The organism is Streptomyces sp. NPDC001843 (genome assembly GCF_042891955.1).
In the GTDB taxonomy this organism is placed as follows: Bacteria; Actinomycetota; Actinomycetes; order Streptomycetales; family Streptomycetaceae; genus Streptomyces.
Window position 1 is genome coordinate 933,821 of sequence record NZ_JBIATQ010000001.1, and the last position, 21,244, is coordinate 955,064.

Annotated in this window: 15 protein-coding genes; 3 read left to right on the forward strand and 12 right to left on the reverse strand. The window is 71.0% G+C overall.

Features of this window, described 5'->3' with window-relative positions; translation table 11 throughout:
• Positions 1–55: 55 nt before the first annotated feature.
• Positions 56–1,162, reverse strand: a complete 1,107-nt coding sequence (proB, locus tag ACFYZQ_RS04385; RefSeq protein ID WP_389141897.1) for a glutamate 5-kinase — start codon at positions 1,160–1,162, stop codon at positions 56–58.
• 253 nt (positions 1,163–1,415) lie between these two features.
• Between proB and ACFYZQ_RS04390 the strand changes: the two genes are divergently transcribed.
• Positions 1,416–2,855, forward strand: a complete 1,440-nt coding sequence (locus ACFYZQ_RS04390; protein WP_389141430.1) for a polysaccharide pyruvyl transferase family protein — start codon at positions 1,416–1,418, stop codon at positions 2,853–2,855.
• A 36-nt stretch (positions 2,856–2,891) separates the two neighbouring features.
• Here ACFYZQ_RS04390 and ACFYZQ_RS04395 read toward each other — a convergent pair whose 3' ends face one another.
• The 7 genes from ACFYZQ_RS04395 to rplU all read right to left on the reverse strand — a co-directional run bounded on the left by ACFYZQ_RS04395 (position 2,892) and on the right by rplU (position 12,613).
• A complete protein-coding gene (locus ACFYZQ_RS04395; RefSeq protein WP_389141899.1) occupies positions 2,892–4,049 on the reverse strand; it encodes a glycosyltransferase family 2 protein in 1,158 nt (385 codons plus the stop codon).
• Between the two features lie 330 nt (positions 4,050–4,379).
• The gene (locus ACFYZQ_RS04400; RefSeq protein ID WP_389141432.1) at positions 4,380–6,497 is read right to left on the reverse strand and encodes a hypothetical protein; all 2,118 of its coding nucleotides are present in this window, start codon (positions 6,495–6,497) and stop codon (positions 4,380–4,382) included.
• A gap of 158 nt (positions 6,498–6,655) precedes the next feature.
• Positions 6,656–8,152, reverse strand: coding sequence for a D-ribitol-5-phosphate cytidylyltransferase (locus ACFYZQ_RS04405; RefSeq protein ID WP_389141434.1), 1,497 nt, complete (start codon positions 8,150–8,152; stop codon positions 6,656–6,658).
• A 478-nt stretch (positions 8,153–8,630) separates the two neighbouring features.
• Complete coding sequence (locus ACFYZQ_RS04410) at positions 8,631–10,178, reverse strand: alkaline phosphatase D family protein (protein WP_389141436.1); 1,548 nt, start codon at positions 10,176–10,178, stop codon at positions 8,631–8,633.
• A gap of 275 nt (positions 10,179–10,453) precedes the next feature.
• Complete coding sequence (gene obgE / locus ACFYZQ_RS04415; RefSeq protein WP_389141438.1) at positions 10,454–11,902, reverse strand: GTPase ObgE; 1,449 nt, start codon at positions 11,900–11,902, stop codon at positions 10,454–10,456.
• Positions 11,903–12,023: 121 nt separating this feature from the next.
• Entirely contained in the window at positions 12,024–12,278 is a 255-nt protein-coding gene (gene rpmA / locus ACFYZQ_RS04420) for a 50S ribosomal protein L27 (RefSeq protein ID WP_365884299.1), read from the reverse strand.
• Between the two features lie 14 nt (positions 12,279–12,292).
• A complete protein-coding gene (gene rplU, locus ACFYZQ_RS04425; protein ID WP_003990208.1) occupies positions 12,293–12,613 on the reverse strand; it encodes a 50S ribosomal protein L21 in 321 nt (106 codons plus the stop codon).
• A 286-nt stretch (positions 12,614–12,899) separates the two neighbouring features.
• On the opposite strand from rplU, the gene ACFYZQ_RS04430 reads away from it, so the two are divergent.
• Together ACFYZQ_RS04430 and ACFYZQ_RS04435 are read left to right on the forward strand one after the other, a co-directional pair.
• Complete coding sequence (locus ACFYZQ_RS04430) at positions 12,900–14,039, forward strand: anion permease (RefSeq protein ID WP_389141440.1); 1,140 nt, start codon at positions 12,900–12,902, stop codon at positions 14,037–14,039.
• Between the two features lie 46 nt (positions 14,040–14,085).
• Positions 14,086–14,346: a hypothetical protein gene (locus tag ACFYZQ_RS04435; protein WP_389141442.1), complete on the forward strand. Its 261-nt coding sequence runs from the start codon at positions 14,086–14,088 to the stop codon at positions 14,344–14,346.
• A gap of 112 nt (positions 14,347–14,458) precedes the next feature.
• On the opposite strand, the gene ACFYZQ_RS04440 is transcribed toward ACFYZQ_RS04435, so the two are convergent.
• The 4 genes from ACFYZQ_RS04440 to ACFYZQ_RS04455 all read right to left on the reverse strand — a co-directional run bounded on the left by ACFYZQ_RS04440 (position 14,459) and on the right by ACFYZQ_RS04455 (position 21,133).
• A complete protein-coding gene (locus ACFYZQ_RS04440; RefSeq protein ID WP_389141444.1) occupies positions 14,459–18,622 on the reverse strand; it encodes an Rne/Rng family ribonuclease in 4,164 nt (1,387 codons plus the stop codon).
• Between the two features lie 255 nt (positions 18,623–18,877).
• Entirely contained in the window at positions 18,878–19,660 is a 783-nt protein-coding gene (locus tag ACFYZQ_RS04445; RefSeq protein ID WP_389141446.1) for a TIGR03936 family radical SAM-associated protein, read from the reverse strand.
• Between the two features lie 46 nt (positions 19,661–19,706).
• A complete protein-coding gene (locus tag ACFYZQ_RS04450; protein ID WP_389141448.1) occupies positions 19,707–20,582 on the reverse strand; it encodes a hypothetical protein in 876 nt (291 codons plus the stop codon).
• Positions 20,582–21,133: a hypothetical protein gene (locus tag ACFYZQ_RS04455; RefSeq protein WP_389141450.1), complete on the reverse strand. Its 552-nt coding sequence runs from the start codon at positions 21,131–21,133 to the stop codon at positions 20,582–20,584. Before ACFYZQ_RS04455 ends, ACFYZQ_RS04450 begins: the two co-directional genes overlap by 1 nt.
• Positions 21,134–21,244 lie beyond the last annotated feature (111 nt).

The window sequence follows — 21,244 nt, forward strand, 5'->3', positions numbered from 1 at the left end:
TCGTGTGGCCGTTTTACGGAACGTCCCCCACCGGAGTCTGCCGTCGCATCCCGTTCTACGAGTGCAGGATCACCAGGTCGTCCCTGTGTACGACCTCGCGTTCGTACTCCGGGCCGAGTTCCCGCGCCAGCTCCCGGGTCGACCGTCCGATCAGCCGGGGGATCTCCTTGGCGTCGAAGTTGACCAGACCGCGGGCCACGGCGCGTCCGCTGCCGTCCCTCAGCTCGACCGGGTCGCCGGCGTTGAACTCGCCCTCGACGGCGGCGATCCCGGCGGGCAGGAGTGACGTGCGGCGCTCCACCACCGCGCGTACCGCGCCGTCGTCCAGGGTCAGGGAGCCCTGCGGGGCGGAGGCGTGCTGCAGCCACAGCAGCCGGTGGGCGGAGCGCTTGCCCGTGGGGTGGAAGTAGGTGCCCGTGTCACCGCCGCCCAGCGCCTCGGCCGCGTGGATCGCGCTGGTGAGGACGACGGGGATGCCCGCGGCGGCGGCGATGCGGGCGGCCTCCACCTTGGTGACCATGCCGCCGGTGCCGACCCCCGCCTTGCCGGCGCTGCCGATCTCGATGCCCTCGAGATCGGCGGGTCCCCGCACCTCGGCTATCCGTGAGGTGCCGGGTCTGGTGGGGTCCCCGTCGTAGACGCCGTCCACGTCGGACAGCAGGACCAGGAGGTCGGCGTGGACGAGGTGGGCGACGAGGGCGGCGAGACGGTCGTTGTCCCCGAAGCGGATCTCGTCGGTGGCGACGGTGTCGTTCTCGTTCACCACCGGGAACGCCCCCATGGCCAGCAGCTCGTCGAGCGTGCGGGAGGCGTTGCGGTGGTGGGCCCGGCGGCTCATGTCGTCGGAGGTGAGCAGCACCTGCCCGACCCGGACGCCGTGCCGGGCGAAGGATGCGGTGTACCGGGCCACCAGCAGACCCTGGCCGACACTGGCGGCGGCCTGCTGACGGGCGAGGTCCTTGGGGCGGCGGCGCAGACCCAGCGGGGCCAGCCCGGCGGCGATGGCACCCGAGGAGACCAGCACGATCTCCCGCTCTCCCCCGCTGCGACTCTTGGCGAGGACGTCCACGAGCGCGTCCACCCGGTCGGCGTCCAGCCCGCCCGCGGCGGTGGTCAGCGACGAGGAACCCACCTTCACGACAATCCTGCGGGCCCCGCTCACGGCCTGCCTTGCCCCAGCCACCTTGCTCCCCTGTTCCTCGCGTCAGTGCCGCCCCTGCCCGGCAATCTACGCGAAAGAGATCGATCGGCGCGCGTCGGTTTCACCCCCCGGACAGGCCCCGGACAGGCCCCGGACAGGCGTCGGTGACCAAATGATCACTCTTCGCGTACGGCAAAAAGGTTGTGCTGGTTGCATATAGAAATCAAAGTCCACGCAAACTTAATTTGAAGGTGTGTCACCTAATGTTCGCCGTGTGAAGCGCATACTCCTCCGCTCGGGGAAGAGCCCCTACGACGTCGTCCCCCTGGAGGAGGCCCTCCACAGAGATGTCATAGCCACCAACTCCGGCAACCTGATCTTCAGCGACGCCGCCCACAAGATCCTCGAGACACCCGGTGCCGAGGTGGTCTCGAACGGTATCGGGAGCGACCCGTCCGCGGCGGGCCGGATCAACGAGGAGTACGACGCCTTCGTCGTACCGCTCGCCAACGCCTTCAGGCCGTCCTTCGAGGCCGGACTGAAGCGCCTGACCCGGCTCATCAGCCGGCTGCGGATCCCGGTGGTGGTCCTCGGGGTCGGTGCGCAGACCGGGGTGGACTACAGCCCGGAGCGGCTGAAGCGGATCGAGCCGGCCGTGCGCGAGTTCTGCGCGGCGGTGCTCGAGCGCAGCGCGTCGATCGGCGTGCGGGGCGAGTTCACCGAGCAGTACCTGAAGGACATGGGCTTCCGGGACGTCGAGGTCATCGGCTGCCCCTCGCTGTTCATGTACGGGCGCGAGCTCGATGTGCGCAAGGAGGTGCCGGAGCTGACGGCCGAGTCGCGGATCGCCGTCAACGGCTCGCACAACGCGGTGCAGAAGCAGGGCCTGGACCGGGTCGTCGCCCGCGCCCACGAGCGCTATCCGAACCTGCGCTTCGTCGGCCAGAACCTCAGCGACGCACGGCAACTGCACTGGCGGGACCTGTCGGACCCGAACGCCGAGGTGACCGCGATGCCGACGCACCCGGACCACCCGATGTACCGGGAGGGCAAGGTCCGCGTGTACATCGATCCCCGCACCTGGATCGACGACCTGGGGGCGTTCGACTTCTCCTTCGGTTCCCGGATCCACGGCAACATCGCGGCGCTGCTGGCCGGCACGCCCGCGACCGTGCTGTGCGGGGACTCGCGGACGCTGGAGCTGTGCCGGTACTTCGACATCCCGCACCGACTGCTCGCCGAGGTCGTCAAGGACCCCGAGGCCACCGACCCCGCACGGCTGTACGCGAAGGCCGACTTCGGGGCGCTGGTCGGCGGACACGGGGAGCGCTTCGAGCGGTTCACCGCGTTCCTGGACAGGAACGGGCTGGAGAACACCTTCACCCACGGCGACGGCGGCGCGGCCTTCGAGGAGCGGATGCGGTCGCTGTCGTTCCCGCCGGGCATCCGCCCCTGGAACGACATGGACGTCGCCTCCCTGACCACCCGGTTCGGCTGGCTGTACGGCCGTGTCAGCGAACTGTCGCAGGACAACGCGCAGTTGCGCAGGGAGCTGGCGCGGGCGGGAGCGAAGTCGGCCAAGGCCAAGACGAAGCCCACCGCGAACGCCGGCGCCAAGGCCGCACAGGCCGCCCCCGCCGCCAGCGTCTACCGCCGCGCCCGCCGTGTGGTGGGCCGCCCCATCAAGCGGGCCCTGCAGGGCGGGCGGCAGTAGGAGCCCCGAGGGGCCGGGGCTCCTGCTCCGGCCGGATCAGGCCGCCGCCGTGAAGCCCGCCTTGGGCAGCGAGCGCCGTACCTTGCGCAGGGCGCGTCGCAGGAACGAGTTGGCGGCGGCCTCCCGGTACCCCTCGAAGGCCCGGGCCTCACGCGCCTCGGCGAGGTACACCCAGTCGGGGATGCCGGCCTTCCTCGAGCGGAAGTGCGGGTAGACGAGGTAGACCTGGGTGCCCCGCTTCTCCAGGACCGCGGCGGCCTGCTTCTTCGCCCTGACGAACTCGATGACGTCCGCGAGGAGTTCGGGCCGCTGCATGGCCACCAGGTGCAGCCGCAGCCGCTCGTGGACCTTCAGGAGCCGGGCGACCTCGGGGTTCCAGTGGGCGTCCATCAGAGGCTTGGCCAGCTCCAGCTTGTGCCGCCGCACCTCCTCGCTGTCCTTGAGGTACTTGGGCCCGAACTGCGGCAGCAGGGTGATGAGGAAGGGCCGGACCATGAGCATGTTCCGCTTGGGGCCGGCCGGGACCATCCGCGTGATCAGGTCCATCAGGGCGCGCGCGGAGTCGAAGCGCAGGGTGTAGCTGCCGGACTTGGTGACGTGCTTGCCGTCGTCGCGGCCGACCAGGTAGTAGCAGGTGTGGTCGGCGACGACGGAGACGCCGTCGGCCCGCAGATAGGCCTCCATCGTGAACAGCGCGTCCTCGCCGGTCCACAGCGACTCGTCGAAGCGCATGCCGTGCCGCTCCAGCAGTTCGCGGCGGAACAGCTTCTGCGCGCTGAGCGTGAACTTGATGTTGGACGAGAAGACGTCGGTACGGTCGAGGGTCTTGCCCCACATCGACTTCGGCGCCGTGCGATTGACGCCCTCCACGCGGCCCAGGACCACGTCGGTGCCGTTCTTGTCGGCCATGGCGACCATGCGCTCGAGGGCCTGAGGGCCGAGCCGGTCGTCGGCGTCCAGGAAGAACACGTACCGCCCCGACGCCTTGCTCAGGCCGACGTTGCGCGGACCGCTGGGACCGCCGGAGTTCTTCTGCCGGATCACGGTGACCGGCATGGCGGTGCGGGCCGCGAACTCCTCCAGGTACTCCCCCGTCCCGTCGGTCGAGCCGTCGTCCACCGCGATGACCTCGATGCGCTCCGGGTCGATGGTCTGTGCCTCGACCGACGCCAGGCACTCGACCAGGTACGGCATCGCCTCGTACGCCCCGATGATCACGGTCACATCAGGCTGCGTCACGACGGTCACATTTCCCCCTTGTCACGTTTCTCCATGGTCGATGGAGCAAGTTCCCCGAAACCCCTGATTTGCAGTCAGTTAGACGAGTGGCCACGTGAAGCGGTTGCCCCAACACCCGGAATCAGTGGCATACGTCACACAGCGACGGAACAGGTTCGTTTCGCGGCGGGCGGCACCGGACAGTACGGAGCGGCGGTAAGAGCTGCTCAGGGGGTGCGGTAAGAGCCGGACAAGAGAACGGCCCCCGAGGACGGGAATCCTCGGGGGCCGGGCGGGTCAGGCGGGTCAGGCGGTCACACCGTCCGACTCACCGGCCGACGGCAGCCGTTGGCCGGGCACCGCGTTCGTCAGCTCGGCCGCCTCGGCGGGGTCGACGTTGGCGCCGGCCAGACGGGTCTCCTGACCCGCGTTGCGCGCCTCGGACTTGAGGGCGAGGGCCGCCACCGCCGCGTTGAACTGGTCGATGGACGTCGGCTCGTCCGGGCCCAGCAGGTACTGCTTGAGCTCCTTGCGGTCGGCGGCCAGCGGGTCGGCGGCCGGGTCGCGCACGGCGTCCAGCAGCCCGCCCAGCTCGGCCGCGCTGTTGGAGAGGATCACGGCGGCGCGCACCGCCGTGTTCTGCCGCTTGAACTCCTCCACGCCCACCTCGGCCGAGTCCGTCACCGCGTACGGCTTGCCGCTGGCGATGAAGTCGGAGACCACGCTGGAGATGTCGGAGACCATCGCGTCGGAGACGTTGAAGCAGTCGTACAGACGCGGCTCGGCGCCCTTGATGACCCGGTGCTCCCAGGTGGGGAAGGCAACCCAGTAGGCGGTGTTCCACTCGGCGCGCAGCCGGGCGACCTCCTCGTGCCGGGCGACGTCGACCACGCCGTCCCGGCTGGCCTCGGCCTCGTCGCCCTTGTCGCCGCTCCTGCCGGACAGTTCGGCGAGGCGGGCCTCGATCCGGGCCAGCTCGGCCTTGGCGCGGTCCTGGGCGGCGGTGTCGACGGTGAAGCGCGGGTCGGCGGCGCGCTCGGCGGCGGCCTTCTCCACCAGGGCGGTGATCCGCCGGTGGGCGGCGCCGGCCTCCTTGCTGACCGTGCCGGTGAAGGGGTGCGGCTTGTACAGGACACGGACCGGCGGGTCGGCCGTCACCAGCCTGTTCACGATGTTCTCACCGGCGAGCACGATCGAGGTGTTGCCGGGGTTGCCGTCCCAGCCCTCCCAGGTGGGGGCGTACAGCACGGTCGGGATACGGCCCTCGGGCACGCCCTGCCAGGTCCGGATCGGTGCGAGCTGCGGGCGGCCGACCTCGACTATGTCCTCGTCACGGACGCCGACGTCGGCGATGGCGTAGCGGTCGCGGCCCGCCCGGCCGGCGGTCCACACCTCGTCGTACACCTTGCTGTACGGGTTGACGCTGGCGAGCTTGTCGCTGTCGCCGTGGCCGATGAACACGTGCTTCATGGTGGGGACGCGCAGCAGGTGGATGTTCTTGCCGACGTTCGCCGCGTACAGCGCGACCCGCACCGTGGTCAGGTCCATGTTCATCAGGTGCACCCCTCCGGGCACGCAGACGACCGGGACCGTGGTGGGCGCCAGGTTGTTGAGGATGACCCGCTCGCGCAGGATGATCAGCGGCCGGGTGTCCAGCTGCTCCATCGTCTCCAGCCACATGTTGACCTGGTACGCGGAGTCCTTGGAGCCGGAGAAGTACAGCACCGTCTCGGGCTTGTACTCGGCCAGCCAGTCGTCGACGGCGGCCAGCACCTGCTCCGCCTTCGGCGGGGTCTTCCGGCCGCGTACGTACGGCATGAGCGCGAGCACGTACAGCCCGCCCAGGCCGATGGTGAGGCCGATGCCGATGAATCCGGCGACGGCCGTGTCCATGACGCTGGAGACCAGCAGACCGGCGACGGCCGCGAGGTCGAGGTGCAGCATCTTCTCGGCGGAGCGGTGCAGCAGGCGACGCGGCGGCGCGTCCGGGATGCGGATGCGGGACTTCAGGTCGACGTTGCGGGTGGCGACCGGCATCCGGCGGCGGTTGCGGATCAGGGTGACCAGCGCGCCGTGCGGGGCCTGCAGACCGTAGAAGGCGATGAAGCAGGCGATGGCCCCGTAGAAGATCAGGTTGTCCGAGAGGGACAGCCGGGCCAGCAGCAGGATCAGCAGCAGCTGCCGGATCAGGAAGCGGATCGACAGGCCGGCCCGCACCTTGCTGAGGCGGTTGATCAGGTAGCTGCCCTTGCGGTGCAGATAGTGGTCCGCCAGGTACGTCACGGCGGCCGCGGCCGCGAAGGCGTACACACTCGGGACGAGCGCGGCCAACATGATCGCCGGGAAGCCCAGGATCATGAGGGCCGCCGCGGCGAGCTCTGCCGCGCTGCCCACCCGGGCCACGCGTATAGCGGTGGATATCACGGAGAAACCTGCTCTGGGAGGGGAAGTGCCGGTCTTGTTCAGGAATGGTGCGGGTTTGCGGACGATTTGCAAGGTGTACGGATTCAGGCCTCTGCGAACGCCCGGTGAACGGGCGCCCGCAGAGGCCTGAATTCCTTAAATCTGATTACCGTCGATTATTACACGCCGTCCTGGCGGTCCAGGACGGAGGCCAGCGCCTGCTCGAAGCCGGAGGCCTGCGCGGCGCCCGCCGTCGGGTCCTGCTGGCGGACGTCGATGACGTGCCCGGTCAGCTCCGACAGCAGCACGTCCAGCGAGGTACGGGCCACGGCCTCGGAGGAGAGCAGGCTGCCCGCGGGCTCCTGGCCGAAGGCCTTGGTGCGCATCGGGGTCGCGGTGCGCTCGGGGTTGATGCAGTTGACCCGGATGCCGTCGCCCGCCCACTCGTCGGACAGCGCCTGGGTGAGGTTCACCATGGCCGCCTTGGTGGAGGAGTACAGGCTGTACTCGGCGCGGCCGCGGGTGTAGCTGCTGGAGGTGTACAGCAGCAGCTGGCCGTTGGTCTCCGCCAGGTACTTGTAGGAGGAGCGCGCGATCTGCACCGGCGCGAGGTAGTTGACCTTCAGCGCCTCCTCGATGGTGGCGTTGTCGGTCTCGGCGAGCTTCCCTATGCGCAGCACGCCCGCGGTGTTGACCACGTAGTCGATCCGGCCGGTCTCCGCGTACGCCTTGGACAGCGCGTCGTCGACCTCCTCCGGGTTCTCCACGTGGGTGCCGGTGGTGGAGCGGCCCAGCGCGTAGACCTTGGCGCCGTAGGACTCGGCGAGTTCGGAGATGTCCTTGCCGATGCCGTACGAGCCGCCGAAGACGACGATGGTCTTGCCGGTGAGCAGCTCGCGGTAGGCCTCGTCGCCGTTCTGCTCGGGCGCCGCGGTGGAGGCGAGCTGGAACAGCTTGTCGGCGATGAAGACGTCGACCGGCTGCGTCACCTTCATGTTGTACTCGTCGCCCGCCACGACGTGGATCGGCACGTCCGGCAGGTACTTGAGCACGACCGAGCAGTCGTCGGTGGCCTGGAAGTTGGGGTCGCCGGCCGCGACCTCGTAGGCCCGCTTGATCGTGGACAGCTTGAAGGCCTGCGGGGTCTGGCCGCGGCGCAGCCGGGAGCGGTCCGGGATCTCGGTGATGAACTCGCCGTCCTGGCCGTGGGTGCGCGTGACGATGATGGTGTCCGCGGACGGGATGGCCACGTCCACGGCCTCGTAGCGCTCGAGCGCGGTCACGCAGTCGTCGATGACGCGCTGAGACAGCAGCGGGCGGACGGCGTCGTGGAAGAGGACGTTGAGGTCCTCGCCCTCGGCCAGGCCCTCGCCGAGGGCGTCGATGGCGCGCTCGGTGGTCTCGTTCCGTGTCGAGCCGCCCTCGATGACCTTCTTGACCTTGGTGAACCCGGCCTTGGCGACGATCTTCTCGACGTCGGGCACGTAGCCCGGCGCCATCAGCACGATGATGTCGTCGATCGAGTCGGCGTTCTCGAAGGTGGTCAGAGTGTGCTCGATGACTGCCTTGCCGGCGATCTTCAGCAGCTGCTTGGGGATCGACAGACCCACGCGCTGACCGGTACCACCGGCCAGGATCACTGCGGTGGTACGGGGCTTGGCTATGTGCTGTGACACAGGTGACCTACCTCGGGGCGACAGGGAACCCGGAAATGGTCCCACTTCGGGTTACCGCAGTGCAAGGTGAGCGACCGGCGCCGCATATGTGCGCGCAACCTCTCATTCACCTTGCACCGCTGGTGAAGAGCGATGCCCTCTTTGTCAGTTCCGCGGAATTGCTGTGAGTAACTCCACAGGTTCCTTGTGCCCCGATCCGGCGGCGTCCACGGCCCGGGCGCCGCACGACGCCCGGCAGGCCGCCAGGCTCCTGAGGCGGCGACCGACCGGGGGACCCCCGTGTCCGGCGGCTGCGGACCGCACGCGTTCTTCATATGCCTGACCGCGTCGTTGCGAACGAGCGCGAAATAGTGCCCGCCGGGCAGTTCATTGCCCCGGAATTCCACCTCGGGATTTGTGCTGCGGAAGATACGGAGAGGGGCCCGGGACACGGATGTGTCCCAGGCCCCTCACACGGACTTCATATGCCGCGCGCGGCTCACACGACCCGGACCCCGGGTTCGTCCGATTCCACCCGCAGCGCGGCGAGCGTGCTCGCGTTCGCCTGGGGTTTGAGCACGGTGTCCACGACGCGGACCTTCGCGTCGATGCCGCCGTGGCGGATGTCGAAGAGGTGGTAGCCGCGGTGGGCGTCGATTACCTTCCAGTGCGGGTTGTCCGCCATCAGCGGGTCCCACTGGGCGTGGAAGGCGGCCTGGTCCTGGTCGCCGCTGCTGGAGATGGAGGTGCCGACGAACTCGGCGCCGACGACGTCGGAGTCCGGGTCGGCGAAGTCCTCCTTGAGGTCGCTGATCATCGTCAGGTGCCGGTCGCCGCTGAGCACGACCGGGTTGCGGATGTCGGCGAACTCCTTCAGGAGGGCGTTGCGTTCGACCTGGTAGCCGTCCCAGGCGTCGTAGTACCAGAGCTTGCCCTCACCGAGCTGCAGATCGGTCTCGGCCAGCATGATCTGCGAGGCGATGATGTTCCAGCGCGCCGGGGAGTCCCGCAGCCCGTCGAGGAGCCACTGCTTCTGGTCCGCGCCGAGCATGGTCATCGACGGGTCCTGGGCGCCGGCCTGGCTGGTGGCCTGGTCGCTGCGGAACTGCCGGGTGTCCAGCACGTTGAGCTGGGCCAGGCGGCCGAACTCCAGGCGGCGGTGCATCCGGATGTGCGGGCCGTTCGGGATCGCGGTGGCGCGGACCGGCATGTGCTCGTAGTACGCCTGGAAGGCCGCCGTCAGCCGGGCGACGAACGCGTCGTGCGTCTGCTTGTCGGGGTCCTGCGGGATCTCCCCGGCCCAGTCGTTGTCGACCTCGTGGTCGTCGAAGGTGACCACCCAGGGGGCGTTCGCGTGCATCGCCGCCAGGTCGGGGTCGGAGCGGTACTGGGCGTACCGGTTGCGGTACTGGACCAGGGTGTACGGCTCCCCCTTGCCCTCGTGTCTGCGCACGGCGGTCGCGGAGGGCGATGACTCGTAGATGTAGTCACCGACGAAGAGCACGAAGTCGGGATCCTGGGCGAGCATGTCGGCGTACGGGGTGAAGTAGCCGTGCTGCCAGTTCTGGCAGGAGGCCAGCGCGACGCGCAGCGAGCCGCCCTTGCGGTGCGGGTGGGGCGCGGTGCGGGTGCGGCCGGTGGGCGAGATCTGGCCGCCGCTGCGGAAGCGGTACCAGTACGTGCGCCCCGGGTGCAGTCCACGTACATCCACGTGAACGCTGTGCCCGTACTCGGGCTGGGCCTGGGCGACGCCCCGGCGCACGGTCTTCCTGAACCGCTCGTCGTCCGCGAGCTCCCACTCCACCGGGACCGCGCTGTCGGGCATGCCGCCGCCGTTCAGCGGGTCGGGGGCGAGCCGGGTCCACAGCACGATGCCGTCCGGCAGCGGGTCGCCGGACGCGACGCCGAGGCTGAAGACCCCGTCCGGCAGCTTGGTTTCGGCTGCTCGTGCGGTGGTCGGCAGCCAGAGCTGGGCGGAGGCCGCGGCGCCGAGGACGGCGGCACCGGCGGTCAGAAGGCGGCGTCGGTCGGGCGATGCTGCGGTCATTCGCTGACTCCCTTGCCACGGTGATCTCTTCGGACATTCGGAAGCTCCCACGGCCGGACGGTCCGCCCGTTGAACGGAACCCTTCGCGAGCATGACAAAAGCGCAACAACAGAAGACCCGTTGCGGCACGGGCACGCCGCGAAAGGCGTGATCTTGCCACAACGGGTCTTACGGAACGTCAGATGACATTCTGGGGACGAGGGTTCAGCCTGGGAAGGCCGATCCCAGCCAGGGCGCCAGGCGTCAGGGCGTCAGACGTCAGGGCGTCAGCGACTTCACTCGAACGGGTCGAAGTCGCCGAACTCCCGGAGGGACTCGTCGCGTTCGGCCTGGCGGTCCCGGCGCCGGTGGACCGCTGGACGCTGCTCCTCGAAGCGGTGGTCCTCACCGCGCCGGCCCAGCATCTCCGCGCCGGCCATGACCGTCGGCTCCCAGTCGAAGACGACCGCGTTCTCCTCGGGGCCGATGGCCACGGCGTCCCCGGAGCGGGCACCGGCCTTCATCAGCTCCTCCTCCACACCGAGGCGGTTCAGCCGGTCGGCGAGGTAGCCGACGGCCTCGTCGTTGTTGAAGTCGGTCTGCCGGATCCAGCGTTCGGGCTTCTCGCCGCGCACCCGGAACAGGGGCTCCCCATCGGCCTCCTCTCGGGTGACCGTGAAGCCCGCGTCGTCCACGGCCTTCGGCCGGATGACGATCCGGGTCGCCTCCTCCTTCGGCTTCGCGGCGCGCGCCCTCGCGACCAGGTCGCCGAGCGCGTACGACAGCTCCTTCAGCCCGATGTGCGCCACCGCCGACACCTCGAAGACGCGGTAACCGCGCGCCTCCAGGTCCGGCCGCACCATCTCGGCGAGGTCCTTGCCGTCGGGCACGTCGACCTTGTTCAGGACGACGATCCGGGGCCGGTTGTCGAGCCCGCCGTACTCGCGCAACTCCGCCTCGATGATGTCGAGGTCGGACACCGGGTCGCGGTCGGACTCCAGCGTCGCCGTGTCCAGCACGTGCACCAGCACGCTGCACCGCTCCACGTGCCGCAGGAACTCCAGGCCCAGCCCCTTGCCCTGGCTGGCGCCCGGGATCAGCCCCGGCACGTCGGCGATGGTGTACACGGTCGAACCGGCCGTGACGACACCCAGGTTGGGCACGAGGGTGGTGAACGGGTAGTCGGCGATCTTCGGCTTGGCCGCGCTCAGCACCGAGATCAGCGAGGACTTGCCGGCACTCGGGTAGCCGACCAGCGCCACGTCGGCGACGGTCTTCAGCTCCAGGACGATGTCGCCCAGGTCGCCCGGCTCACCGAGCAGCGCGAACCCGGGCGCCTTGCGCCTGGCCGAGGCCAGCGCCGCGTTGCCGAGGCCGCCCCGGCCGCCCTGCGCGGCGACGTACGACGTGCCCTGCCCGACCAGGTCGGCCAGCACGTTGCCCGCCTTGTCCAGGACGACCGTGCCGTCCGGCACCGGCAGGACCAGGTCCTGGCCGTCCTTGCCGGAGCGGTTGCCGCCCTCGCCGGGCTTGCCGTTGGTGGCCTTGCGGTGCGGGGAGTGGTGGTAGTCGAGCAGCGTGGTCACCGACTGGTCGACGGTGAGGATCACATCGCCGCCCCGGCCGCCGTTGCCGCCGTCCGGGCCGCCCAGCGGCTTGAACTTCTCACGGTGGACGGAGGCACAGCCGTGACCTCCGTTACCCGCGGCGACGTGCAGCTCGACGCGGTCCACGAAGGTGGTCATGGTTCGGTGCCTCCAGAAAAAGTACGAGTACGTCTTTGCTTCAACACGCGAAAGGCGGACCTGCCTTCCCGACCGGGAAGTGAGGTCCGCCTCGCGAAAGCGTTTCGGTCTGTGCCTGGGATCAGGCGACCGGAACGATGTTCACGACCTTGCGGCCACGGTGGCTACCGAACTCCACCGCACCGGCCTGCAGCGCGAACAGCGTGTCGTCGCCGCCACGGCCGACGCCCGCGCCCGGGTGGAAGTGGGTGCCGCGCTGGCGGACCAGGATCTCGCCCGCGCTCACGACCTGACCGCCGAAGCGCTTCACGCCGAGCCGCTGAGCGTTGGAGTCGCGACCGTTCCGGGTGGACGATGCGCCCTTCTTGTGTGCCATTTCTCCTCAGTCCCTTACTTCGCAGCCGTGGGGATCTCAGTGACCTTGATCGCCGTGTACTGCTGGCGGTGGCCCTGACGACGGCGGTAGCCGGTCTTGTTCTTGTAGCGCAGAATGTCGATCTTCTGGCCCTTGTGGTGGTCCACGACCTCGGCCTGGACCTTGATGCCGGCCAGCACCCACGGGTCGCTGGTCACAGCGTCGCCGTCGACAACGAGCAGGGTCGAGAGCTCGACCGTGTCGCCAACCTTGGCAGTGGAAATCTTGTCAACCTCAACGATGTCGCCGACAGCAACCTTGTGCTGGCGACCACCGCTGCGCACGATGGCGTACACGCGGATCTCACTCTCTCGCTCGGGAAACGGCACCCCCGCAGTCCAGCCGCTCGACCACGAGCGGCCTCTCCCGGCCGGCCGTCCGGGAGGAAGAGGTTTACGGGGATGTGGCACGTCAGTGGACACGCCGACGGTCAAGGTTACGGGGCGGGCCCATGCCGGTCAAACCGGGGTCGAGCAGGCGGGGGACGGACTCTGCGGTTGCGGGCGGCGGCGGTCCCGTCAGGATGGATAACGGAGGAGGTTTTCCTCGCATGTTGCCGCGCCGGGCGGGAGGTCGTCGGCGGTGCAGAGCATCTCTTTTCTCCTGCTGGCGGTCGTACTGACCGCCTTGGCATTCGACTTCACCAATGGCTTCCACGACACCGCCAACTCCATGGCGACGTCCATCGCGACCGGAGCCCTCAGCCCACGGACGGCCGTCGCGGTCGCCGGCGTACTGAACCTCGCCGGCGCCTTCCTCTCCACGGAAGTGGCCACGACGATCTCGAACGGGCTCGTCAACGACTCCAAGGTGTCCCTGGTGATGATTTTCGCCGGCCTGGTCGGCGCGATCCTGTGGAACCTGACGACCTGGCTCTTCGGCCTGCCGTCCAGTTCGTCGCACGCGCTGTTCGGCGGGCTGATCGGTGCGGTGTGGGTGGGGGCGGGCGGATCGGCGATCCACTTCAGCCAGGTGGTGGAGAAGGTCGTGATCCCGGCGATCGCCTCACCGATCCTGGCCTGCGCGGTGGCCCTGGCCGCGACGTACCTGGCCTACAAGATCACCCAGCGCACCGCCGAGCGCGGGGTCGACAAGGGTTTCCGTGCGGGACAGGTCGGATCGGCGTCCCTGGTGGCCCTGGCCCACGGCACCAACGACGCGCAGAAGACCATGGGCGTCATCACCCTCGCGCTCATATCCACCGGCTTCCTCCCCCACGGATCCCAACCGCCGTGGTGGGTGGTGCTCACCGCCGGGCTGGCGATCTCGCTGGGCACCTACGTCGGAGGCTGGCGGATCATCCGGACCATGGGCAGGGGCCTGACCGACATCCATGCCCCGCAGGGCTTCTCCGCCGAGACGACGGCGACAGCGGTCATCCTGTCGTCCTCGCACCTGGGTTTCGCGCTGTCCACCACGCAGGTCTGCACCGGCGCCATCATGGGCTCGGGGCTCGGCCGCAGGCTGGCCAAGGTGCGGTGGGGCGTCGCGGGGCGGATCGCGGTGTCCTGGGTTCTGACACTGCCGGCCGCGGCGGCGGTCGGCGGTGTCTCGGCCTGGGTGGCCGGCCGGGGCGACCTCGGGGTGATCCTGGTGGCGGCCGTGGCCGTGGCCGCGGCGGCCGGCTTCTACGTCCTGTCCCGGCGCCGTCCGGTCAGCCCGGACAACGTCAACGAGTTGCCGGCCCGGGAACGCGAGTACGCCGGCCCGTCCGCCGTGTGATCACCGCGGTCCGTGTGGTTCCCGCAGTCGCGGAAGGAAGCGCGAGATGCACATCAAATGGGACAGCCTCGGGGCCGTCTCCCTGGCCAGCTTCGGTGCCACGCTTGCGGTGGTCGTGCTGTTCTCCCTCGGCATCGCGGCCTGGAGCCGTGCCGGCGACCTGCGCGGCGGCTCGTCGGAAGGCGGCCTTCACGAAGGCTCGTCGGGCGGCGTACAGGCGCGGGTGGCCACGGGCGCCGCGGTGCTCTGTTTCGCCACGTGCCTGGCGGTGGCGGCGTACGGAATCGATCTCATCGTCCCTGACTGACTGCCGACGTCCTTGACTGGCCGGCGGTCGGGGAAACGGCAGCGCGGGACACCGGTGGATCCGGTGTCCCGCGCTGCTCCGCGACGTGACGGCCCCTGTGGGGAGGGCCGGGTCAGTCCTCCGTCGTGACCGAGACGGACGGCGGCGTCTGCTCCGCCGCCGCGGTCTTCTTCGACGTCCTCTTCGCGGCGGTCTTGGCGGTGGTCGTCTTCGCCGCCTTCTTGGCCGTCGTCTTCTTGGCCGTCGTCTTCTTGGCCGTCGTCTTCTTGGCCGCGGTCTTCTTCGCCGCGGTCGTCTTGGTGGCGGCCTTCTTCGCGGGTGCCTTCTTGGCGGCCTTGCGGGCCGTCTTCTTGGCCGGTGCGGCGTCCTCCGCCTCGGCGGGCCCGGCGGGTGCCTCCGCCGACGGGACGACCACGACGGCCGTCTCCTCGGGCGCGGTGGGCGCGGTGGCCTTGCGCACGGCGCGGCGGCGCGGGCGGGCCGGAGCGGCGCTCTCCGCGGGCGCCTCCTCGGCCGGGGCCGCGGTCTCGGGCTGGGCCACCGGTGCCTCGTCGGCGGGCGCCGCCGACTCGGTGACCGTCACCACGACCGCCTCGGCCCCCGCGGGGGAGCCGGCCGGTGCCGACACCTTGCGGGTCGCCCGGCGGCGCGTACGGCCCTTGGGCGCGGCCTCCTCGGCAGCCAGGGCCTGCGTCTCCGGCTGCGCGGGCGGCACGACCGGGTCCTCGACGGCCATGGGCTCGGCCTGCGCCTCGGCGGCCGGCTCCGGCAGCACCGGACGCTCGGCCTCCGCCGCCGCGGAGACGTCCTGTGCGGTCGGGGCCTCGACAGCTTCGGCAGCCTCGGTCACGGGTGCCGCGTCACGGCTTTCCGGCCTCCGGGTCTCCGCCTTGGGCGTGCCCGCGGGAGCGGACGCCCGCCGGCCGGCCCGGCGGCGCGAGCGGCCCCGGGTGGCGGCGGCCTCGGCCTCGGCGACGCTGCTGAACAGCTCCTCGTCCGGCGAGAAGTCGGGGCTGGGCAGGGCCACCGGCTCGGCGACCTCGGCGACGACCTCCGCCACGGCCTCGTTCTCGGCCTCCTCCTCGGCGGTCTCGGCGACCCCCGTGGCCACGGACACCGTCTCCTGCTCGGTCACCTGGCCGTCGCCGCCGCGCCCGCGCTTCTTGCGCTTGCCGCCGCCCCCGGTGGAGGTCGGCTGCTCCATGTGCACGATGACACCGCGGCCGTTGCAGTGGACGCAGGTCTCCGAGAAGGACTCCAGCAGGCCCTGGCCGACCCGCTTGCGGGTCATCTGGACCAGGCCCAGCGAGGTGACCTCGGCGACCTGGTGCTTCGTACGGTCCCGGCCCAGGCACTCCAGCAGGCGCCGCAGCACCAGGTCCCGGTTTGACTCCAGCACCATGTCGATGAAGTCGATCACGATGATGCCGCCGAGGTCGCGCAGCCGGAGCTGGCGCACGATCTCCTCGGCCGCCTCCAGGTTGTTCCTGGTGACCGTCTCCTCGAGGTTGCCGCCCTGACCGGTGAACTTGCCGGTGTTGACGTCGACGACGACCATCGCCTCGGTCCGGTCGATCACCAGCGAACCGCCGCTGGGCAGCCAGACCTTGCGGTCCAGGGCCTTGGCGAGCTGCTCGTCGATCCGGTACGTGGCGAAGACGTCGACCTCACTGGTCCACTTCGACAGCCGTTCGGCCAGGTCGGGGGCGACGTGCGAGACGTAGCCGTGGATGGTCTCCCAGGCGTCCTCGCCGCTGACGACGACCTTGGTGAAGTCCTCGTTGAAGATGTCGCGGACGACCCGGACGGTCATGTCCGGCTCGCCGTACAGCAGCGTCGGGGCGTTGCCGTTCTTGGCCTTCTTCTGGATGTCCTCCCACTGCGCCTGCAGCCGCTCGACGTCCCGGCGCAGCTCGTCCTCGCTGGCGCCCTCGGCGGCGGTGCGCACGATGACGCCCGCGTCGTCCGGGACGATCTTCTTGAGGATGCTCTTCAGCCGGGCCCGCTCGGTGTCGGGGAGCTTGCGGCTGATGCCGGTCATCGAGCCCTCGGGCACGTACACGAGGTAGCGGCCCGGGAGGGAGACCTGACTGGTCAGGCGGGCGCCCTTGTGGCCGATCGGGTCCTTCGTCACCTGGACGAGGACCGACTGGCCGGACTTCAGGGCGGACTCGATACGGCGCGGGCCGTTCGCCATGCCCAGCGCCTCGAAGTTGACCTCACCGGCGTACAGGACGGCGTTGCGGCCCTTGCCGATGTCGATGAAGGCGGCCTCCATGGACGGCAGCACGTTCTGGACCTTGCCCAGGTAGACGTTGCCGACGTACGAGGTCGACTGCTCCTTGTTGACGTAGTGCTCGACGAGCACGCCGTCCTCCAGGACGCCGATCTGCGTACGGTCGCCGTTCTGGCGGACGACCATCACGCGCTCCACGGCCTCGCGGCGGGCCAGGAACTCGGCCTCGGTGATGATCGGGACCCGGCGGCGGCCCTGCTCGCGGCCCTCCCGGCGGCGCTGCTTCTTCGCCTCCAGGCGGGTCGAGCCCTTGATGGACTGCACCTCGTCGGACGGCTCGGCGGGCTTGCGCGGTTCGCGGACCTTGACGACGGTGCGCTCCGGGTCGCCCTCACCGGGCTCGGGGTCGGCGGAGGTGTCCCCGGCGCGACGACGGCGGCGGCGACGGCGACGGCTGCTGGAGCTGGAACCGCCGGACTCCTCGGCGCGGGCGTCCTCGGCGTCCTCTTCGTCCTGCTCGGCGGTGTCCTCGGCGTCCTGGTCGGCCTGCTCGGCGGCGAGCTCGTCGGACTCGGCGTCCGCGCCTGCCCCGGCCTCGCCGTCCACGGCGTCACCGCGACGGCGGCGCCGGCCACCACGACGGCGACGGCGACGCGAACCGGTCTCCTCCGTGTCGTCGGCGTCGTCGGCCTCGTCGGTCTCGTCGCCCTCCGCGACGTCCTCGACCGGCTCCGCCGTTTCCTCGGCCTCGTAGGTCCGGTCGGCGGTCTTGGTCTCGTCGCTCCGGGCCTCGGCCTCGTCGGCGTACCCGCCGACACCCCGGCGGCGACGGCGGCGGCGCGAGCCGGTCTGCTCCTCGGGGAGCTCCTCGGCCACCTGGACCTCGTCGGCCTCCTCGACCTCGGCGGCTTCGGCGGCCGCCTGGGCGGCGGCGCGCTCCGGGGTCTGGAACCTCGGCTCGGTGAACACGGGCGCCTGGAAAACGGCCACGGCCGGGCGTGCGGGGCGGCGCGGTGCGTCGGCATCCTCGGCCTTCGGGGAGGCCTGCTGCGCGGGCTCGGCGAACCCGGTCGCGGCCTGCCGCACGACGCGGCGGCGGCGACGCGGGGCGACGGCCTCGGCGGGGGCCTGCGCGGCTTCGGCGACGGGGGCCTGCGGTGCTTCGGCGGCCTCGGCGGTCTGCGCGGGCTCGGCGGCGGTCTCCTCGGCGGCAGCGGCGGTCGCCTCGGCCACTGCGGTTTCCTTCTCGGCAGTACCTTCCGGGGCGGCCACACGGCGTGTGGCACGGCGGCGGGTACGGCGCGGCGCGGCCTCCTCGGCGGCCGGAGCCTCGACAGCGGGAGCTGCCTCGGTGACCTCAGTGACCTCACTGGTCACAGCGGTCTCAGCGGTCTCAGGGGTCTCCTCGGCCTCGGCAGGCGCCTCGGCGGTGACTTCCGGAGCGCCTGTGGGCGCGGACGCCCGGCGGGTCGCACGGCGACGCGGACGTGCGGCGGGCACGGCCTCCTCCACGGCGGCCGGAGCCTCGGCGACGGGCGTCTCGGCGGCCGGAGCGGCCTCGGCCTCGGTGGCCTCCGCCGAGGCCGGCGCACCGGCCGGGGCGGACGCGCGGCGAGTGGCACGGCGGCGGGTACGAGGCGGAGCGGTCTCCTCCACGGCCTTTTCCGCGGGCTCCTCCGCGGCCTCGGCAGGGGCCGCGGCGGCAGCGGCCGGTACGACCGTCTCGACGGTCTCCGCGGACGCCGGGGAGCCGGCCGGCGCGGACGACCGGCGGGTCGCACGGCGGCGCGGACGACCGGCGGGCGCGGCCTCCTCCACGACGGCAGGGGCGGGCGCCTCGGCGGCCACCTTCTCCTCGACCTCGTCGGCCTCGGCGGCCGGTATGGCCGGCGCGGTGACCTCGGCCGGGGTCTCGGCCCCGGCGGGCGGACCCGCGGGGCGGGAAGCGGCCCGGCGCCGACGACGCGGCGGCAGGGTGTCGCTCGGGGTGTTCAGTTCGGAGTCCGTCGAGGACTCTGCGGGTTCGGTCGGTTCGAGCATGCGGGCGTTTCTCCCGTCAGGCTCCCGGGCGCCGCGCCTGGTCCGGCGTCGATCTCGTCGACCGCCGTTGACGTCCGCGGCTCGCGCGGTGCGCGGTGCCGCCGTCCGGGGCGCGGGCGCCACACGGGAGCTCTATTGTCCTGTCTCGCCGGTTCCGTATGCCTTGTCGCTTACGGCCTGGCGAAAGTCTTGTGGGCGGTGCGCTGCCCGACCCAGGTGGCTCCCGAGTACGAGGGCGGCGCTACGACGTCCGTCCTACGCGGAGCCTTCCGTCGCCGGCACCGTCGCGGCGGCAGCGGCCATTGTCAGGGCCTGTGCTGCCTCGCGGTCGGGCGCGAGCGGGTCGGTCACCGTGCCGGTCTCTTCATCGAACAGCCCCTGCGCCAGCCTGGTCACCGCTACGGGGACCGGCGGCGCCAGGTCGGCCACGGCGCGGAGTCCGGACAGGACGTCGTCGGGTCGTACGGCAGGCGTCACGTGCCGAACAACCAGCCGCAGTATCGCACAAGGCTGGTCGCTGGGCCTATCAGCCTGCTGACTCTGTGTTGTCACTCTCTCCAGGTTCACGACCGCGGACCGGGCGTCGAAGGTGCGGACGCCGTTCTTGGTCGTGCGCTGGACCTCGACGGTGCCGGCCTCGTTGAAGGCCGCCACCGCCCGCTCGGCTTCGGCCGGGTCGACGCCGTCCAGCCTGAGCTCCCACACGGAAGCCGTCAGCCGGTCGGCGAGTCCCGACGTCCGCGCCTCGACCGCGTCGACGATGTCGAGCCCGGGGGGCAGCGACTCGTCGAGCAGGACGCGCAGCGTCTGCGGGTCACGGGGCGCGGCGAGCGCGATCTCCAAGTACTCCGCCTCACTGCCCGTGCCGGTGGGTGCGGCATTGGCGTACGACACCTTCGGGTGCGGCGTGAACCCCGCCGAGTACGCCATGGGCACCTCGGCGCGGCGCAGCGCACGCTCGAAGGCGCGCTGGAAGTCACGGTGGCTGGTGAACCGGAGGCGGCCGCGCTTGGTGTAGCGCAGTCGGATGCGCTGCACCGCGGGTGCGGGCGGCGGGCCTTCGGGCTGTCGCTTGCCCAGTGTCCTAGTCCTTCGTGAGAGCGGTGGTACTCCTACCAAGAGTACGTGTCCCGGCAGCCGTGGGTTCCCGCCGGTCCACCGGCTCCGGCCGCCGGGGCTCGCCGAAGAGCGCGCGCCGCACGTCGGCGCGCGCCTGCCGGACGGTCTCCCGGGCGGCGGCCAGCGCCTGCCCGGTGGCCCGGCCCACGGCACGTGCCGCCTCGGCGACGGGCCGCAGCAGCACGTCCCGCAGGACGTGACCGACCGGGGTGAGGAGGGTCCGGTACACCCATCGCACAGGCTCCACGAGAATCCACCGGAAGAGAGTCCCGAGGACCCGGCCCACGGCACGTGAGACATGCCCCGCGATCCGCCAGGCGTGCCCGAGCGCGGTCCCGATCTCCCGTCCGACGACGGCGAGGGCCCGGCCGACCGGCGCGAGCACCCAGCGCCACAGGGCGAGCGCGGGCAGCACCAGCAGTACGCGGGCGATCCAGTAGAGGGCGGTGCCGATGCCGGTGCCGACCGTCCGCAGCAGCCATGCCACGGCCTGCCCGACCGGTCTGAGCACCCACATCACGGCGTGCCCGACCGGCGTGAGCACGCGCGCGTACACCCACACCAGGGCGTGCCCCAGGGGCGCGAGGAGATACCGGTACAGCCAGCCCAGAGGCACCACGAACAGCCCGTACAGCAGCCGGCCGATCGCCCTGCCGACGGGCGCGAGCCCGTACCGCCACAGGAACCGCCCGGTCGCCGCCAGCGCGTCCCACGCCATCCGCACCGGCACGACCAGCACGAGCACGACGATCCGCAGCGGGATCCGGAGCGCGACGACGAGGCAGCCCTCGGCGCGCTCGGACGGGGGCGACGGCCGGTGGGGATCCGTACCGGCGCCCACTAACCGACGACCTGGACGGGCGTGCCCTTGGCGGCGAAGTCCCACATCGCCTTGCCGTCCGCCGCACGTTCCCTTATGGCGCCGGTGCGCAGGCTTGGGTCGGGTGACGGGGACGAGCCGTCGACGGCGTTGGAGAAGGCGTTGGCGGCCCCGAAGTACACGGCGTTCTCTATCCGCACGCCGTCGCTGCCGGTCCCGGTCTCCCGCCGGAACGTGACGCTGTAGGCCCCCTTGGAGGGTGTCACCGTCCCCGGCCAGACGGCGAACGTGCGCTGGGACTTCCCGTCGGCCCCGACCAGCCACACCCGCTTCTGCCCCACGGAGTACACCACCCTGCGCCCGGTGCCGGAGCCGGCGGGCACCTTGTGCTCCGGCGCCTTGGGCGCGGCGGGGTGGGAGGCCTTCACGCTGGGCGCCGCGGAGGCCCCGGCGGCCAGTCCCCCGGCCGGGATGTTCTTCCGCGCCTGCAAGGACAGTACGAGCACCGCGGCCAGTGCCCCGACCAACAGCCCGGTTATCCAGGCGCCCGCGGGCACCTTACGCCTCGACACTGGACCAGTCTCCCCAAACGCCTCGTACGGACCTCCCCGACGTCGGCCCTTCGTGTCGGTAGATTATCCGTGCGGTGCCCCGGGTCCGCCCATGGCTGATGTACTCGAGTA

What these genes read in the sequence shown, in the direction of transcription:
- ACFYZQ_RS04395 (WP_389141899.1), bottom strand. Translation starts at nt 4,049, where the DNA reads ATGCCGTACCTGGTCGAGTGCCTGGCGTCGGTCGAGGCACAGACCATC.
- ACFYZQ_RS04410 (WP_389141436.1), bottom strand. Translation starts at nt 10,178, where the DNA reads ATGACCGCAGCATCGCCCGACCGACGCCGCCTTCTGACCGCCGGTGCC.
- rpmA (WP_365884299.1), bottom strand. Translation starts at nt 12,278, where the DNA reads ATGGCACACAAGAAGGGCGCATCGTCCACCCGGAACGGTCGCGACTCC.
- ACFYZQ_RS04435 (WP_389141442.1), top strand. Translation starts at nt 14,086, where the DNA reads ATGCACATCAAATGGGACAGCCTCGGGGCCGTCTCCCTGGCCAGCTTC.
- ACFYZQ_RS04440 (WP_389141444.1), bottom strand. Translation starts at nt 18,622, where the DNA reads ATGCTCGAACCGACCGAACCCGCAGAGTCCTCGACGGACTCCGAACTG.
- obgE (WP_389141438.1), bottom strand. Translation starts at nt 11,902, where the DNA reads ATGACCACCTTCGTGGACCGCGTCGAGCTGCACGTCGCCGCGGGTAAC.